We start from the raw sequence: 16,337 nt of genomic DNA, 5'->3' as shown, positions 1-16,337 counted from the left end.
CGTTAAGAAAAAAATCATTAAAAAACTCTTCCGAAAAACACTAGCTTAGAACCATCAAATCCACGCAGCTAAAAGGTGGGTCAGATCATTACCGAAATAGGTGGGTCACACTTAGCGAAATAGTCACTCGCCCTCCTACGCGGAGAACATTCCCTAACGACAGCAACCGCAATCACGCACGCGAACGTACTCAGACTATCCATTACTGCGTGGCGGATCTAGTCATGCTCAGTGTGGCTCAACATTGTCATTCAATTGATTGAACGCTTAACAAGGATTAGATACTGGGGTTCGATCGGGTGCTTTATTCGGAAAGTTGTAAGGAAATGTCATATTTCAGGTGATGGCGTAAATGCAAAAAGCCTTGTATCACTACAAGGCTTTTAGGAGTAAAAGATAGGCAACGACTTACTCTCCCAGGTTTTATCCCAGTACCATCAGCGCTGGCGGGCTTAACTGCTCTGTTCGGAATGGGAAGAGGTGATCCCCGCCGCCATAGTCACCTTAAGGTCTTCAGATGATCAACTTATCATCTGGTAATATCTTTGACACGATTGAAAAAAGAATAGAAAGGAAGTAAACAAAATAGTGTAGTGAGTTAAGCAAGCACATAGTAGTTCGTTGCTTTGCCAGTACAACCCTTTTGCAAGATTGTACTGGACTTCGAAGCGTTCGGGTAATTAGTACTGCTCAGCTTTGCCATTTCTGACTTTACACCTGCAGCCTATCAACGTCATCATCTCTGACGTCCCTTAATGGAAGTCTCATCTTGTGGAGGATTTCGCGCTTAGATGCTTTCAGCGCTTATTCCGACCCAACATAGCTACTCGGCGATGCAGCTGACGCCACAACCGATACACCAGCGGTTAGTCCAACCCGGTCCTCTCGTACTAAGGTCAGAGCCACTCAAACTTCCTACGCCCATCACAGATAGGGACCGAACTGTCTCACGACGTTCTGAACCCAGCTCGCGTGCCACTTTAATAGGCGAACAGCCTAACCCTTGGGACCTTCTCCAGCCCCAGGATGTGACGAGCCGACATCGAGGTGCCAAACCTCCCCGTCGATGTGAGCTCTTGGGGGAGATCAGCCTGTTATCCCCAGCGTACCTTTTATCCTTTGAGCGATGGCCCTTCCATACAGAACCACCGGATCACTATATCCAACTTTCGTTCCTGATCGACTTGTCAGTCTCACAGTCAAGCATGCTTATGCTATTGCACTCCACGTACGGTTACCAAGCGTACTGAGCATACCTTTGAAAGCCTCCGATACACTTTCGGAGGCGACCACCCCAGTCAAACTACCCACCACGCACTGTCTCCGCCGAAGGCGGATTAGACATCAGATAAACAAAGGGCGGTATTTCACCGTTGACTCCCCTGAACCTAGCGGCCCAGGATCGACGCCTCCCGCCTATCCTACACATTGTCTACCCAATGTCAATGCGAAGCTATAGTAAAGGTGCATGGGGTCTTTCCGTCCCGTGACGGGTACACGGCATCTTCACCGTGACTACAATTTCACCGAGCTCATGGCTGAGACAGTGCCCAGATCGTTACACCATTCGTGCAGGTCGGAACTTACCCGACAAGGAATTTCGCTACCTTAGGACCGTTATAGTTACGGCCGCCGTTTACTGGGGCTTCAGTTCAAAGCGTCGCCTTGCGGCTAACTTCCCCCCTTAACCTTCCAGCACCGGGCAGGTGTCAGGCCATATACTTCATCTTTCGATTTCGCATAGCCATGTGTTTTTGTTAAACAGTCGCCTGGGCCATTTCTCTGCGACCTCCTAGCAAGCTAGGGAGGCACCCCTTTTCCCGAAGTTACAGGGTTAATTTGCCTAGTTCCTTAGCCATGGATCACTCGAGCACCTTAGGATCTTCTCCTCGACTACCTGTGTCGGTTTACGGTACGGGTACCATATCAATATGCTTAGGGGGTTTTCTTGGAAGTCTGCTTACGTTCTCTATCACTTTGGCCGAAGCCTCTGTGTACTGTTGGGTTTCAGCAAAACAAGCGGATTTACCTACTCGTCCTATACCTACACCTTTTAACGCCCACATTCGTCCGGGCGCGGAACTTTCACTCCTCCGTCACCCCATCGCTCAATACGGTAGTACTGGAATATTAACCAGTTGGCCATCACGTTCGCCTCTCGGCTTACGCTTAGGACCCGACTTACCCGCGGTTGATTAACATTGCCGCGGAACCCTTAGTCTTTCGGTGGGCAGGTTTCTCGCCTGCCTTGTCGTTACTTATGCCTACATTTGCTTTTCTAACTGCTCCACACCACATTACCATGATGCTTCGCCGCTGTTAGAATGCTCCCCTACCACTTAGCATTGCTGCTAAATCCTGAGCTTCGGTACTACACTTGATGCCCGATTATTATCGATGCTCTGTCGCTCGACCAGTGAGCTGTTACGCACTCTTTAAATGAATTGCTGCTTCCAAGCAAACATCCTGGCTGTCTAAGCAACTGAACCGCCTTAGTTCAACTTAGTGTAGATTTTGGGACCTTAGCTGCAGGTCTGGGTTCTTTCCCTCTCGGACACGGACCTTAGCACCCATGCCCTCATTGCAGAGTATATTTTATACCATTCGGAGTTCATCAGGATTTGGTAGGATGTGACTCCCCCTAGTCCTATTGGTAGCTCTACCTGTATAAAACTCAACCTCCACACTGTTCCTAAAAACATTTCGGGGAGTACGAGCTATTTCTCAGTTTGATTAGCCTTTCACCCCTACCCTCAGTTCATCCAAAAACTTTTCAACGTTTACTAGTTCGGACCTCCATCCCGTGTTACCGGAACTTCATCCTGACCAAGGGTAGATCACAAAGTTTCGCGTCTACTCCCACTGACTATGCGCCCTATTCAGACTCGCTTTCGCTCCGGCTGCGCAAGTTTACTTGCTTAACCTCGCCAGTGACAGTAACTCGTAGGCTCATTATGCAAAAGGCACGCCGTCACTCGATTACCGAGCTCCGACCGCTTGTAGGCGTACGGTTTCAGGTTCTATTTCACCCCGTTGTTCACGGTTCTTTTCACCTTTCCTTCACAGTACTGGTTCACTATCGGTCTCTCAGGAGTATTTAGCCTTACCAGATGGTGCTGGCAAATTCAAACGGGGCGTCTCCGACCCCGCCCTACTCAGGATACCACTACGTAACACTAATTTACTCTTACAGGGCTCTCACCTTCTATGGCCGGCTTTCCCACGCCGTTCAAATTAATAGTGTAGTCGATGTTATGGTCCTATAACCCCGATCCAGCCGTAACTGAACCGGTTTGGGCTCTTGCGCGTTCGCTCGCCACTACTTGCGCAATCACTAGATTGTTTTCTCCTCCTCCAGGTACTTAGATGTTTCAGTTCCCTGGGTTTGCTCACCTTGCGGTGTATCATACCTTCAGTATGATGGGTTGCCCCATTCGGAAATCTTCGGATCAATTTCTATTTGCGAATCCCCGAAGCTTATCGCAGCTTATCACGTCCTTCTTCGCCTCTGAGAGCCTAGGCATTCCCCGTACGCCCTTCATTACTTCTTTTAACGAATTCTTTACACCTAATCCTCTATTTCTAGAGTTTGGGATTTTCCTATGTGCTCGCTCTTTAAATATTGTACATGTATATTATGATGCTATCGCATATACACGCCCACTACCTAGATCAATATCTCTCGATATCAATCGCTATTTTCTTTACTTTTTACTACTCTTTTCTCAATATGTCAATGAACTCTTCTGTACACTTATTCCCGACAATGTGACCGGAGGTGGCTCACCTCTGATGGCCCGATCGCGGAGCGTACTTCGTTGATAATTCAGCGTTAGCCGTTTTACCTCTTTCAATTTTTCAATTCACTGTTATCCAACTGATGAACAGCGTTTTCTTTTTCACTTTCCGCTTTAAGCTTTCACTTTTAAGCTCCTTAAGTGGAGAATATCGGAGTCGAACCGATGACCTCCTGCTTGCAAAGCAGGCGCTCTAGCCAGCTGAGCTAATCCCCCTGATTGTTTCCTTCCGGTGCTCTTTCACGCACTGCCCTTTCTTTACGCTACCAACTTCTTCCAGTGATTAATCACTTATGAAGCTTTAAGCGTAGGCGTGGGCCTGCGTGGACTCGAACCACGGACCTCTACATTATCAGTGTAGCGCTCTAACCACCTGAGCTACAAGCCCGGATTGTTTGTCCTTCTATTCCTCAAATAAATCTCGAATAACGTAATTGATAGCGGACCATTTAAGGTCTTGCAGAGTTAAGGTTATCTGTGTCACTCTTGAGTGACATCCAGAAAGGAGGTGTTCCAGCCGCACCTTCCGGTACGGCTACCTTGTTACGACTTAGCGCCAGTCATCGGTTTAACCCTAAACAGCGTCTTACAACAACTGTCTTCAGGTCCTCCCAACTTCCATCGCTTGACGGGCGGTGTGTACAAGGTCCGGGAACGTATTCACCGCGCCATTGCTGATGCGCGATTACTAGCGATTCCAACTTCATGCAGGCGAGTTGCAGCCTGCAATCCGAACTGAGACGTACTTTTTGTGATTGGCTCGCTATCGCTAGCTGGCAACACTTTGTATACGCCATTGTAGCACGTGTGTAGCCCTGGACGTAAGGGCCATGATGACCTGACGTCATCCCCTCCTTCCTCTCTGCTTGCGCAGGCAGTCTTCTTAGAGTCCCCACCATGACATGCTGGCAACTAAGAATAAGGGTTGCGCTCGTTGCGGGACTTAACCCAACACCTCACGGCACGAGCTGACGACGGCCATGCAGCACCTTGCTCCTTGTCCTTGCGGAAAAATCCATCTCTGGATCGGTCAAGGGCATTCTAGTCCAGGTAAGGTTCCTCGCGTATCATCGAATTAAACCACATGCTCCACCGCTTGTGCGGACCCCCGTCAATTCCTTTGAGTTTCACCGTTGCCGGCGTACTCCCCAGGTGGATTACTTATCGCTTTCGCTTGGCCGCGTACTGTATATCGCACACAGCGAGTAATCAACGTTTACAGTGTGGACTACCAGGGTATCTAATCCTGTTTGATCCCCACACTTTCGTGCCTCAGCGTCAGTTGTAGCCTAGTAAGCTGTCTTCACTATCGGTGTTCTTGACGATATCTAAGCATTTCACCGCTACACCGTCAATTCCGCCTACTTCGACTACACTCCAGTCTTCCAGTATCAATGCCACCCCTCCAGTTAAGCTGGAGTATTTCAGCACTGACTTAAAAGACCGCCTACGCACCCTTTAAACCCAATAAATCCGGACAACGCTTGCCACCTACGTATTACCGCGGCTGCTGGCACGTAGTTAGCCGTGGCTTATTCACCAGGTACCTTCAATTAAGCGCGCACGCTCATTTTATCCCCTGGCAAAAGCAGTTTACAACCCATAAGGCCTTCTTCCTGCACGCGGCATGGCTGGTTCAGACTTGCATCCATTGACCAATATTCCCTACTGCTGCCTCCCGTAGGAGTCTGGCCCGTATCTCAGTGCCAGTGTGGGGGATCAACCTCTCAGTTCCCCTACTGATCATCGTCTTGGTGGTCCGTTACACCGCCAACTAACTAATCAGACGCATGCCCATCCTTTACCACCGGAGTTTTAATAATCAAATGATGCCATTCAATTATACCACGGCGGGTTAATTCGAGTTTCCCCGAGCTATCCGCCTGTAAAGGGTAGGTTGCATACGTGTTACGCACCCGTACGTCACTCTCATATCATATTGCTATAATATTTACCGTTCGACTTGCATGTATTAGGCCTGCCGCTAGCGTTCATCCTGAGCCAGGATCAAACTCTCCATTGTAATAATCTTTATCCATCAGTTACCCGATGAACCGGTTAGTGTTGTCCATCCACTTTCGCAGATCGGATTCCTAACCCAATAGGTGTCTGTCCTTAACTCCTAGATCTTTTATTAAAGAATCGTTAAGACTTTCATTTTATTGAGTGTCTTCTTGACGACCACAAACACTTTTCAGTATTTGCTGGTCCGCTATCAATTATCAGTCATTCAAAGAACATTTTAACGCTCCGCTTATCACAAGCTTCCTGTTAACTGTGGCTGTACATTACTTCCGTAATTCACATCCTCTTTCCATTCTATATCGCCGTTTCCGCTTCCCGTTTTCGGCGCCCTGTTTCGTTTTGGGAGTGCAAAGGTAGTAGCTTTTTTTTTCTTTGCAAGTCGTTCGGTAAAATATTTTTTTTCTTTTTTTTCCGAACACTCAATCTCTCAATCCTAAACCCCTTTCTTCTAAAGGGCCTCAAAAGTAATAGCTGGATCTTATGATGCAAAAGATCCAGCTAAATATTTTAAACTTTTTCCAATGTACGGTGTATTGTTTGCGTACGATCTGGACCTGTTGATACCAACGTAATAGGAACGTTCAACCTGCTTTCTAGAAACTTTATATAATCGTTTAATTCCGATGGCAAACTTCCTTCTGCGGTAGAGGGCAATGACGTATTCCAGCCTTTTACTTCAGTATAGATCGGAATTATTTTCTCATTCACGATTTCATACGGAACAACTTCTGTGATGGTGCCATCTTCGAGTTGATACGCTGTACAAATTTTGATTGTTGGGAAAATATTTAAAACATCCGCCTTCATCATAAGCAGCTGTGTCACCCCATTTATCATGATAGAATATTTCAAAGAAGGTAGATCGATCCAACCACAACGACGCGGTCTTCCGGTTGTTGAGCCGAATTCATTACCCTCCTTACGCATGCGTTCTCCTTCATCGTTGTTTAGCTCCGTCGGAAACGGCCCACTGCCAACCCTGGTGCTGTACGCCTTAAAGATTCCATATACTTCACCAATGTGTCGTGGTGCAATGCCTAAGCCAGTACAAGCACCTGCTGTTACTGTGTTTGAGCTTGTTACAAATGGATAACTACCGAAATCTATATCTAAGAGCGCGCCTTGTGCGCCTTCCGCTAAGATCGACGAGCCATTCTTCAACTCTTGATTCAAGAAGTACTCGCTCTCAATCAATTTAAATTCTTTCAAAAAGTTAGTAGCGTCTAAAAACTGTGCTTCCAATTCATTCCAATTGAAAGCCACATCGTGATCTTTCAGGATCTTAAAGTGGATATCCGTGAGTTTCTTTAGTCTTGACCCAAAGTCTGCTGAAAGAATATCTCCTACGCGAAGTCCTTGCCTTCCAATCTTGTCTTGATATGTCGGTCCGATACCTTTTAAAGTAGATCCAATTTTGGCATCGCCTTTCGCCTTTTCGTACGCCGCGTCTAATAATCTGTGCGTCGGAAGAATGAGTGTAGCTTTCTTCGAGATAAAAAGATTTTGCTTAACGTTCAGGTTATACTTGGCAAGTTTCTCAATCTCAGCCTTAAAGATGACAGGATCGAGTACAACGCCGTTACCAATAACGTTTCGCGTTTTCTCGCGAAAGATTCCAGAAGGAATTTGGTGAAGTACGTGCTTGATACCATCGAACTCCAAGGTATGTCCGGCATTCGGACCGCCTTGAAAACGGGCTACCACATCGTACTTGGGCGCCAGAACATCCACAATTTTACCTTTACCTTCATCTCCCCATTGAAGGCCTAAAAGAACATCTACCTTAGACATCGAATTAATTCCTGCTGATTAGATTATTTAATGACTTCTGATTCAGACTGAACCACCTGAAAAATGGCGTTCAATTTTGTAATAACCAGAAGCTTTTGAACGCTTTCCGACGGTTTCATCAGATAGACTTCTCCGCCTTTGTTCCTGAACTTTGTCAGTATTGTGATAAGCACACCAATGCCACTACTATTAATATAGCGTAGTTCTGAGATATCTACGATACACGTGAGCACGCCGTGTTGTAGCTGATTGCTAACAATTTCGATTACCGATGCCCCATTGTCTTCTCCGATGAGATCACCGGAAAGTTTTAGGATAAGTTTTCCTGATTTTACTTCGTGGCTGAAATTCATACGCTTTTAGTTGGCTGCGGCCTGACGATTTTCACAATTTGATTTTGTACACGTTGCATACAAAATCAACGAATGATGAAGCACATTAAAATGTAGAATGTCTTCGACGGTATTCTGAATATTCTGAATACGAGGATCACAAAACTCCACCACTTTATGACATTCGGTGCAAATCAGATGGTCGTGCTGCTTATAGCCATATGATTTTTCATACTGCGCAAGATTTTTTCCAAACTGATGTTTGCTTACCAGGTCGCATTCTACCAGCAAATCCAGCGTGTTATAGACCGTAGCCCGGCTTACACGATAGTTCTTGTTTTTCATGCTGATATACAAAGACTCGACATCAAAATGTCCATCCCTGGAGTATATCTCTTCTAAAATGGCATAACGTTCAGGCGTTTTCCGCAGCTCCTTGCTTTCCAAGTATGCTGTGAAAATTTTCTTCACTTCTTCGTAAATCTTTGGATTTAATGCCATAAAATTCTTGAGCGGGGGCAAAGATAGGAATAGAAAGCAAATATCGAACATCGAAAAACGAACACCGAAGTTCTATTCGATTTTCACTCTATTTTCGAAAGTAATCGCTTCATTTTCTGAACGATGCGCGATCAAAATGTGAATTTTATTCTTTCGAGTCAAAGCGGCTTACTTTCACGACGCCTTCCACGCTGCGCATCTTTTCTATTAACTGTTCTAAGTGGCGCGTGTCATTTACGTACAGCATAATCTCGCCCTCGAAGATTCCGGAATCGGTGTAAATCGACATCGAACTCATATTCACTTTCAATTCCTCAGAAATAATCTTGGAAACATCATTGATCAACCCTACGCGATCGGTGCCGCGAATTTTTAACCCCGTGAGAAAAGCAACTTCGTGTTGTGAAGTCCATTTGGCTTTTACTACCCTATTACCATGGTGGGACAATAACTCTGGCGCGTTAGGACAATTTGTTCTATGAATCTTTATTCCTTCACTCACGGTTACGAATCCAAACACGTCGTCGCCAGGAATTGGTGTACAACACTTTGCAAGTTTGTAGTCGACCACGTCCATGTCCTCCCCTACTAGCAGAATGTCTTCATACCGACCTTTAATTTTGGTGATCTCCTGTTCAATTGTCTTGGCATCGGCCACCTGGAGATTCGGCCTGCTTTTAATTGGTGAGGTTGGCTTGTTCTCAACAAACTTTTTAATGTCGGCCGTGGTGATAAAACCTGCACCTACTCGGAAGTATAAGTCAAAATGCGTGGTTGCCTTGAAATAATCGCGCATTTGCTCTAGTAGCGGCTGAGTTGGTTCTTCTTTTAATTGTCGCAGTTTCCGGAAAATAATCTCCTTCCCTTCTTCAGACGACTTCTTCTTGTCCTCTTTTAGTTCGTCCTTGATGCGAGATTTAGCTTTCGAGCTTACTACAAAACGAAGCCAATCTTCATGTGGCTTTTGCTTCGCCGACGTGAGAATCTCAATCTGATCGCCATTCTTGAGCACATAATTTATAGGAACGAGCTTGTTATTGACTTTTGCGCCAATACATTTAGATCCCACTTGTGTGTGTATTTCGAAGGCAAAATCTAAGGCCGTTGCGCCATAGGGCAGTGTTTTAAGTTCACCCTTTGGCGTAAATACAAAAACCTCTTCAGAGAAAAGATTGCCGCGGAAATCGTCAACAAAATCCAGTGCGGAGTGGTTGTTCTGCTCGAGCAAGTCGCGCACGCGATGAAGCCATTTTTCTAAGTTTGATTCCGCTGTGGTATTGCTGTCTTTATATTTCCAGTGAGCCGCGTATCCCTTTTCAGCAATTTCATCCATTCGTTTGCTGCGGATTTGCACTTCTACCCATTGACCGTTTTTGGCCATTACAGTAGTGTGTAGCGACTCATATCCATTTGCTTTTGGTGTACTTATCCAATCACGTAGCCGATCCGGATTCGGTGTATAATAGTCCGTTACAATAGAGTACACTTGCCAGCAAAGCGCTTTCTCGTGCTCAATGGCAGTGTCGGTAATAATGCGAATGGCAAATAAATCATAAACCTCCTCGAAAGGAATATTTTGTTTTCGCATTTTATTCCAGATCGAATGAATCGATTTTGGACGGCCTTTGATTTCATAGTCCACATCCAGTTTATCGAGTTCCTCTTTAATGGGAATCATAAACTGTTTAATGAATTTGTTACGGACAGCTTTTGTGGCATCGATTTTCTGAGCAATCGAATGGTACACAGGCCGATCAGTAAATCTGAGGTACAAATCTTCTAGCTCAGTTTTGATTGCATTCAACCCTAAGCGGTGTGCAAGCGGGGCATAGAGGTAAATTGTTTCGTTGGCAACCTTGAGTTGTTTGTTGCGCGGCATGCTATCAAGCGTTCGCATGTTGTGCAAGCGATCTGCCAGTTTGATGAGGATCACACGAACATCTTCGGACAGCGTGAACAGCATTTTTCGAAAATTCTCGGCTTGCTGCGACGTGCCATATTCAAAGACACCTCTGATTTTGGTGAGTCCATCAATGATCCGGGATATTTTTTTTCCAAACAGTCGTTCGATATCGGCCAACTCAATATCGGTATCCTCCACTACATCGTGCATGAGTGCAGATATAATAGAGGTCGTTCCAAGGCCAATTTCTTCAACGCAGATCTCGGCTACTGCAAGTGGATGAAAAATAAAAGGTTCACCAGATTTACGCCGCATATCCTTATGGGCTTCTAGTGAAATAGTGAAAGCTTTCTTTATAAGTTTAGCATCACCGTCTTTAAGGATCGGTTTTGCCTTGCGCAATAATCTCCTGTATCGACTGATGATCTCTTTTTTCTCCTGCTCAGCATCAATTACCATCATTAAAAATCTTTGATTTTGTGGGTTCTGATTCTCTTTTCGAATCTTTTGCAATTTGCGAAAGGGAATTTATAAACAAAGTCTTCTTTATTTCCGAATTATCAATAAATTTGCGCCTCCTTTTCCGGGATATGTTGGCACCCCCCGATAAAGTTCGGGAGAAATGCCGCCATCGGAATATCAACTATCATCCTCCGGATGTGGCGTAATTGGTAGCCGCGCCAGACTTAGGATCTGGTGCCGCAAGGCGTGGGGGTTCGAGTCCCTCCATCCGGACCATTGAACCCCATAATACGAATTAACCATTCGTGTTTGGGGTTCTTGTTTATAAATCTGCCAATCAAATACTACAGTCTTGGAAATTACACTGAACAAAACGAACAGCACCGAAGGTTTAATTAAAATTAAATTAACCGAGGGTGATTATCAACCCAGCGTTGAGGAAAAAGTTAAAGACTATGCAAAGAAGGCAAACATCAAAGGTTTCCGTCAAGGCAAAGTTCCATCAGGTGTAATTAAAAAAATGTTCGGTAAGTCAATCCTTGTGGATGAAATCAATAGCTTACTGACAAGCAAAATCTCTGATTATATTAAAGATAACAATCTTAAAATACTTGGCGAACCTCTTCCTAACCAAGAGAAAAGCCGTGATATTGATTGGGACACTCAGAAAGATTTCGAATTCGAATATCAGATTGGAATGGTCGATGAGTTCAGTTACGACCTTTCTTCTAAAGTGAAAGTGACTTCTCATCCTATTAACGTTGATCAAGCTGTCATCGATGATACAATCAGTGATTTGAAGAAACGTTTTGGCAAAGTTAGCTACCCTGAAACAAGCGAAGCTGGCGATAACCTTTTCGGTGAACTTACCGGCGCGAATGATTTTAAACGTGAGTATGCTTTTATCGACACAACGAAAGTTGAGAAGAAAGAACAAAAGAAATTTGTAGGACTGAAGAAAGAAGATTCAGTAGACTTTGATATTGAGAAGGCTATCAGCGAGTCTGCTGCGATCAGCCAGTTACTCGGTATTCCCGAAGAAGAAGCGAAGGATGCAAGAGGAAAGTATACGTTGAAAGTTACGAACATCAGCCGTACCGAACCTGCTGAAGTAAACACTGAATTATTCGATCGCGTGTTCGGAAAAGATGCTGTTACGACGGAAGCTGATTTCCTCGGAAAAGTAAAGGAGACTATTTCTGACAATTACAAGCGTGAATCGGAGCACTTCCTGGATCACAACATTGAAGATTATTTCATCAATCATACAAATATCACACTGCCTTCTGATTTCTTGAAAACGTGGTTGAAAGCAACCAGCAAAGGAGAAATTACAGATGCCGTTCTTGACAACGAGTTCAACGCTTACGTACGTGGTTTGAAGTGGGATCTTATCAAGAATAAGATTGCTGATGATAACAAAATTGAGGTTACTACAGATGAAGTTCGTGCAAAAGCAAAAGAAATGATCCTAGCTCAGTTCGGTGGACAAGCATTTGCCGAACAACTTGGCGATCGTATGGATGCGATTGCAGACAACTACCTGAGAAATGAGAACGGTCAGAACTTCATGAAGTTATTCAATCAACTTCGTCATGAGCGTATCCTGAAATTTATCAAAGAAAAGATCAGTGTTCAGGAAAAACCTGTAAGTGTTGAAGAGTTTAAGAAGATTGTAGCAGAACACAAACACTAGTATTTGTATAATGGCCTCTGGCTTTAAAAAAAACCAGTCTGTTATCCAGGCTGGTTTTTTTATTGGCTTTTGACTGCTGGCTATTAACACTCCCTTATTCGATATTTCATCCCCCCTCAACAACACAGCTTAACACGCTGAGGGTATAGCAGGATATACTGACAGAATAGCTACCCTTTAGCTAGAGTCAGGTTTCGGTGAACAGACTGAAAAAATGTCAGGAACAAATGATGGTTCTTCTTGAAATAAAAATCAGCCCAACAAATAGACGGCGGGCTGCGCCAATAGTTTCGAAAACTTCAAACCAACAGGAACGCGGTGCAGATTGGAAGAGCTATTTATACAATAACGCAGACGACTTTCGTCTATGTCGATGGTAAATGGCTGCTGGAAAACCAGAAGCCAGTCGCCAGAAGCCATTAGCAATTTTAAACCATTTTACGGCGATCTTGGTTTTAAGCAATATCCGTTGGAATATTGGAACGGGATAGCTAAGATTACCTTGATTTCAACTTATTCAAAACGTTAATCATCATTCATTTTATACATGAGCAACAACAACGAATTTAGAAAGTATGCTGTACACCATCTCGGCATGAGTGGTAACGGGCTAGACAGCTATATGAAGTACATCAATGAAAATCCATACACGATCAATGCGATGACGCCGAACATTGTTGAGGAACGTCAGCTCCGCGCAACGGTATTGGATGTATTTTCTCGTTTGATGGCAGACCGTATTATTTTCTTCGGCACGCCCGTGGATGACTACGTTGCGAACGTCATCACAGCCCAACTTCTTTTCCTCGAATCTGCGGATCACAAAAAAGATATTATCATGTACGTAAATAGCCCTGGAGGCTCAGTGTACGCTGGCTTAGGAATTTACGACACCATGCAGTACGTAAGTCCGGATGTAGCGACAATCTGTACAGGACTCGCTGCGTCCATGGGCGCGGTGTTATTGGCTGCGGGTGCTAATAAGAAGCGCTCAGCACTCCCCCATGCACGCATTATGATTCACCAGCCTTTGAGTGGAATGCAAGGGCAGGCTTCAGATATGGAAATTTCACTTCGTCAGACGTTGGAGGTAAAAAGAGACCTTTACAACATCCTTTCGAAGCATAGCGGTCAGAAATACGAGAAAATTGAGAAAGATTCAGACCGCGATTACTGGATGAGAGCTGCAGAAGCCAAAGAATACGGTCTTATTGACGATGTACTAGAACGTAAGAAAAGCTAAAGAATAGCACAAAATACGCTCACAAGGGTGTGCTAAATATTTGTACCTTTGATACTTATTTGGCACGCTCTTTTAATTTTCTATATAACACTTAAGAAATCATGGCCGAAGTTACATGTTCATTTTGCGGTCGAAGCAAAAAAGATGTTGATCTGATGATCTCAGGGATACATGCGCACATCTGCGATAAATGTGTGACTCAGGCAAATCAAATCTTGAGCGAAGAGAAAAAAAGTAAGACCGAGACAGGCTTTTCCCCGAACTTCAAGCTGATCAAGCCAAGAGAAATCAAGAAGTTTCTGGATGAATATGTAATCGGCCAAGACGAAGCAAAGAAAATTATGTCGGTTGCTGTTTACAATCACTACAAGCGATTGATGCAACGTAAGCTCGACAATGATGTAACGATTGAAAAATCTAACATCATCATGGTTGGTGAGACTGGTACCGGCAAAACGTACTTAGCGCGCACACTCGCCAAAACACTACAGGTACCATTCTGTATTGCAGATGCTACGGTACTTACCGAAGCCGGGTATGTAGGCGAAGATGTTGAAAGCATTTTAACAAGATTACTTCAAGCTGCCGACTATAATGTGGAAGCTGCTGAACGTGGTATTGTGTATATCGATGAGATCGATAAGATCGCTCGGAAGTCTGATAACCCTTCGATCACGCGCGATGTGAGCGGGGAAGGTGTGCAGCAAGCACTTCTGAAATTATTAGAGGGAACTGCCGTAAACGTACCACCACAAGGCGGACGTAAGCACCCTGATCAAAAGATGATCACGGTAAACACAGAGAACATCCTGTTTATTTGCGGTGGTGCATTCGAAGGTATTTCAAGATACATTGCGAACCGATTGAACACACGTCCACTCGGATTTGCAGCGAACCAAGATGGTTTGCATCCTGGGGATATTGATAAAGATAATCTCCTTCAATTTATCACGGCGCAAGACCTCAAGAGCTTTGGTTTGATTCCAGAGTTGATTGGACGTTTGCCTGTGGTATCATACCTCAGTCCGTTAGACAACGAGGCCCTTCGTAAAATCCTTACGGAGCCTAAGAATGCCCTCATCAAACAATACAAGAAATTGTTTGACATGGAGAACATTGAACTTGAATTCAAAGATGGCGCGATTGACTTCATCGTAGAAAAAGCGATGGAATTTAAACTTGGCGCACGCGGATTGAGAAGCATTTGTGAAGCCATCATCAATGACGCGATGTTTGAACTTCCTTCAGAAAAAAACTCAGACAGATTGATTATCAACCGTGCTTACGCGGAAGAGAAATTCAGTAAGTCGCAGTATAGTAAGTTGAAGGTTGCTTGAGAAATAATCGTTAATCGTTAATCGTTAATCGTTAATCGTTAATCGTTAATCGTTAATCGTTAATCGTTAATCGTTAATCGTTAATCGTTAATCGTTAATCGTTAATCGTTAATCGTTAATCGTTATTTTTTTAGGTCTTGCTTAAGAAAATCCAACATCAACGTCGCTGCGTTTTCTGATGCTGATCCGGTGTCTAGGATTCGAATAATTTCTTCGTATTCATCAACCATTCGCTCGCGATAAGCGGCATTTGTCATCATTTTCTCCAACTCCAAAGAAACACTCTCGACATTGGCCTCATGTTGAATCATCTCTTTGACCACTTCCTTTCCGGCGATGAGGTTGACAAGAGAAATGAATTGTACACTGATTAATTTCTTCGCCAACCAGTAAGAGATTTTGTTGGCCTTGTACACTACAATTTGAGGAACCTTGAAGAGTGCAGTCTCTAATGTAGCCGTTCCAGATGTGACGATCGCAGCTTTAGCATGCTCTAATAAATTGTAAGTATCTTCAAGAACGAAAGTTACATTCGAATATTGACTTACAGCCTCATACATCGATCGGTCAAGGTTGTTGACAGCAGCCAATCCAAAATGATATTGCGGAAAATATTTAACTACTTGTGCCATGAGCGGAATAATCGTTTGCAGTTCTTGCTTACGGCTACCCGGCAGTAGGGCGATCAGTTTACCCGGATCAGTAAAATTGTGCTTCGCTAAAAAATCATCGTTTGATCGATGCGCTTTAACGGCATCGAGCACTGGATTACCGACATAATGCGCTTCCCAATCGTAACGTTTGAAGAAGTCTTTCTCGAAAGGCAAAATAACAAAGAGTCGGTCGACGTGCGGCTTCAACCACTTTGCTCGTTTGGAATACCATGCCCAATATTTTGGAGGAATGTAAAAGTATACGAGCTTTCCCGTACGTTTGCCATGCTTGGCGATCTGCAAATTGAATCCACCATAATCGATCAGGATGATCACATCAGGGTTGTATTGATCGATATCAACTTTACACCGCTTGATAAACTTAGCGATCTTGTTCATGTTGGTGAGCAACTCGAACAATCCCATGATCGCCATTTCTTTATAATGTACAGCTAACTGAACGCCGGCAGCTTCCATGTATTCGCCACCAAAGCCGCGAAACTCCGCGTTGAGGTCACGTTGCTTAATGGATTTAACAAGATTTCCTCCGTGTAAGTCTCCTGATCGTTCGCCGGCAATGATGTAGTATCGCATAAT

The 16,337-nt window shown here is 44.3% G+C and carries 8 protein-coding genes, 3 tRNA genes and 3 rRNA genes; 4 read left to right on the top strand and 10 right to left on the bottom strand.

The features are described 5' to 3' along the window. Window positions 1-395: 395 nt before the first annotated feature. From rrf to DQQ10_RS17925, 9 genes are all read right to left on the bottom strand, one after another. Window positions 396-507, bottom strand: a 5S ribosomal RNA gene (rrf, locus tag DQQ10_RS17965). Window positions 508-660: 153 nt separating this feature from the next. Next, a 23S ribosomal RNA gene (locus DQQ10_RS17960) occupies window positions 661-3,551 on the bottom strand. Between the two features lie 388 nt (window positions 3,552-3,939). Then, window positions 3,940-4,013 (bottom strand) — tRNA-Ala (locus tag DQQ10_RS17955). Window positions 4,014-4,111: 98 nt separating this feature from the next. Then, window positions 4,112-4,185, bottom strand: a tRNA-Ile gene (locus DQQ10_RS17950). Window positions 4,186-4,298: 113 nt separating this feature from the next. After that, window positions 4,299-5,820 (bottom strand): 16S ribosomal RNA (locus DQQ10_RS17945). The 16S, 23S and 5S rRNA genes sit together here with 2 tRNA genes alongside, the layout of an rRNA operon. A 509-nt stretch (window positions 5,821-6,329) precedes the next feature. After that, a complete protein-coding gene (locus DQQ10_RS17940; RefSeq protein ID WP_112748266.1) occupies window positions 6,330-7,613 on the bottom strand; it encodes an adenylosuccinate synthase in 1,284 nt (427 codons plus the stop codon). A 23-nt stretch (window positions 7,614-7,636) separates the two neighbouring features. Further along, window positions 7,637-7,966, bottom strand: coding sequence for an STAS domain-containing protein (locus DQQ10_RS17935; RefSeq protein ID WP_112748265.1), 330 nt, complete (start codon window positions 7,964-7,966; stop codon window positions 7,637-7,639). 6 nt (window positions 7,967-7,972) lie between these two features. After that, the gene (locus DQQ10_RS17930) at window positions 7,973-8,446 is read right to left on the bottom strand and encodes a Fur family transcriptional regulator (RefSeq protein ID WP_112748264.1); all 474 of its coding nucleotides are present in this window, start codon (window positions 8,444-8,446) and stop codon (window positions 7,973-7,975) included. Window positions 8,447-8,591: 145 nt separating this feature from the next. Further along, window positions 8,592-10,811, bottom strand: a complete 2,220-nt coding sequence (locus DQQ10_RS17925) for a RelA/SpoT family protein (RefSeq protein WP_112748284.1) — start codon at window positions 10,809-10,811, stop codon at window positions 8,592-8,594. A 191-nt stretch (window positions 10,812-11,002) separates the two neighbouring features. Between DQQ10_RS17925 and DQQ10_RS17920 the strand changes: the two genes are divergently transcribed. The 4 genes from DQQ10_RS17920 to clpX all read left to right on the top strand — a co-directional run bounded on the left by DQQ10_RS17920 (window position 11,003) and on the right by clpX (window position 15,087). After that, a tRNA-Leu gene (locus DQQ10_RS17920) sits at window positions 11,003-11,087 on the top strand. Between the two features lie 76 nt (window positions 11,088-11,163). Continuing rightward, the gene (locus DQQ10_RS17915) at window positions 11,164-12,507 is read left to right on the top strand and encodes a trigger factor (protein ID WP_112748263.1); all 1,344 of its coding nucleotides are present in this window, start codon (window positions 11,164-11,166) and stop codon (window positions 12,505-12,507) included. A gap of 547 nt (window positions 12,508-13,054) precedes the next feature. Continuing rightward, window positions 13,055-13,750 (top strand): ATP-dependent Clp protease proteolytic subunit, encoded by a 696-nt coding sequence (locus tag DQQ10_RS17910; RefSeq protein WP_112748262.1) that lies wholly within the window; start codon window positions 13,055-13,057, stop codon window positions 13,748-13,750. 101 nt (window positions 13,751-13,851) lie between these two features. After that, the gene (gene clpX, locus DQQ10_RS17905) at window positions 13,852-15,087 is read left to right on the top strand and encodes an ATP-dependent Clp protease ATP-binding subunit ClpX (RefSeq protein ID WP_112748261.1); all 1,236 of its coding nucleotides are present in this window, start codon (window positions 13,852-13,854) and stop codon (window positions 15,085-15,087) included. Between the two features lie 122 nt (window positions 15,088-15,209). On the opposite strand, the gene lpxB is transcribed toward clpX, so the two are convergent. Beyond that, window positions 15,210-16,334 carry a lipid-A-disaccharide synthase gene (gene lpxB / locus DQQ10_RS17900; RefSeq protein ID WP_112748260.1) on the bottom strand — a complete coding sequence of 375 codons (1,125 nt, stop codon included), beginning with the start codon at window positions 16,332-16,334 and terminating at the stop codon, window positions 15,210-15,212. Window positions 16,335-16,337: the final 3 nt, after the last annotated feature.

It is taken from the genome of Pseudochryseolinea flava (genome assembly GCF_003286915.1).
In the GTDB taxonomy this organism is placed as follows: Bacteria; Bacteroidota; Bacteroidia; order Cytophagales; family Cyclobacteriaceae; genus Ohtaekwangia; species Ohtaekwangia flava.
Note: the sequence above shows the minus strand (reverse complement) of the source record. Positions and strands in the feature narration are given on the sequence as shown.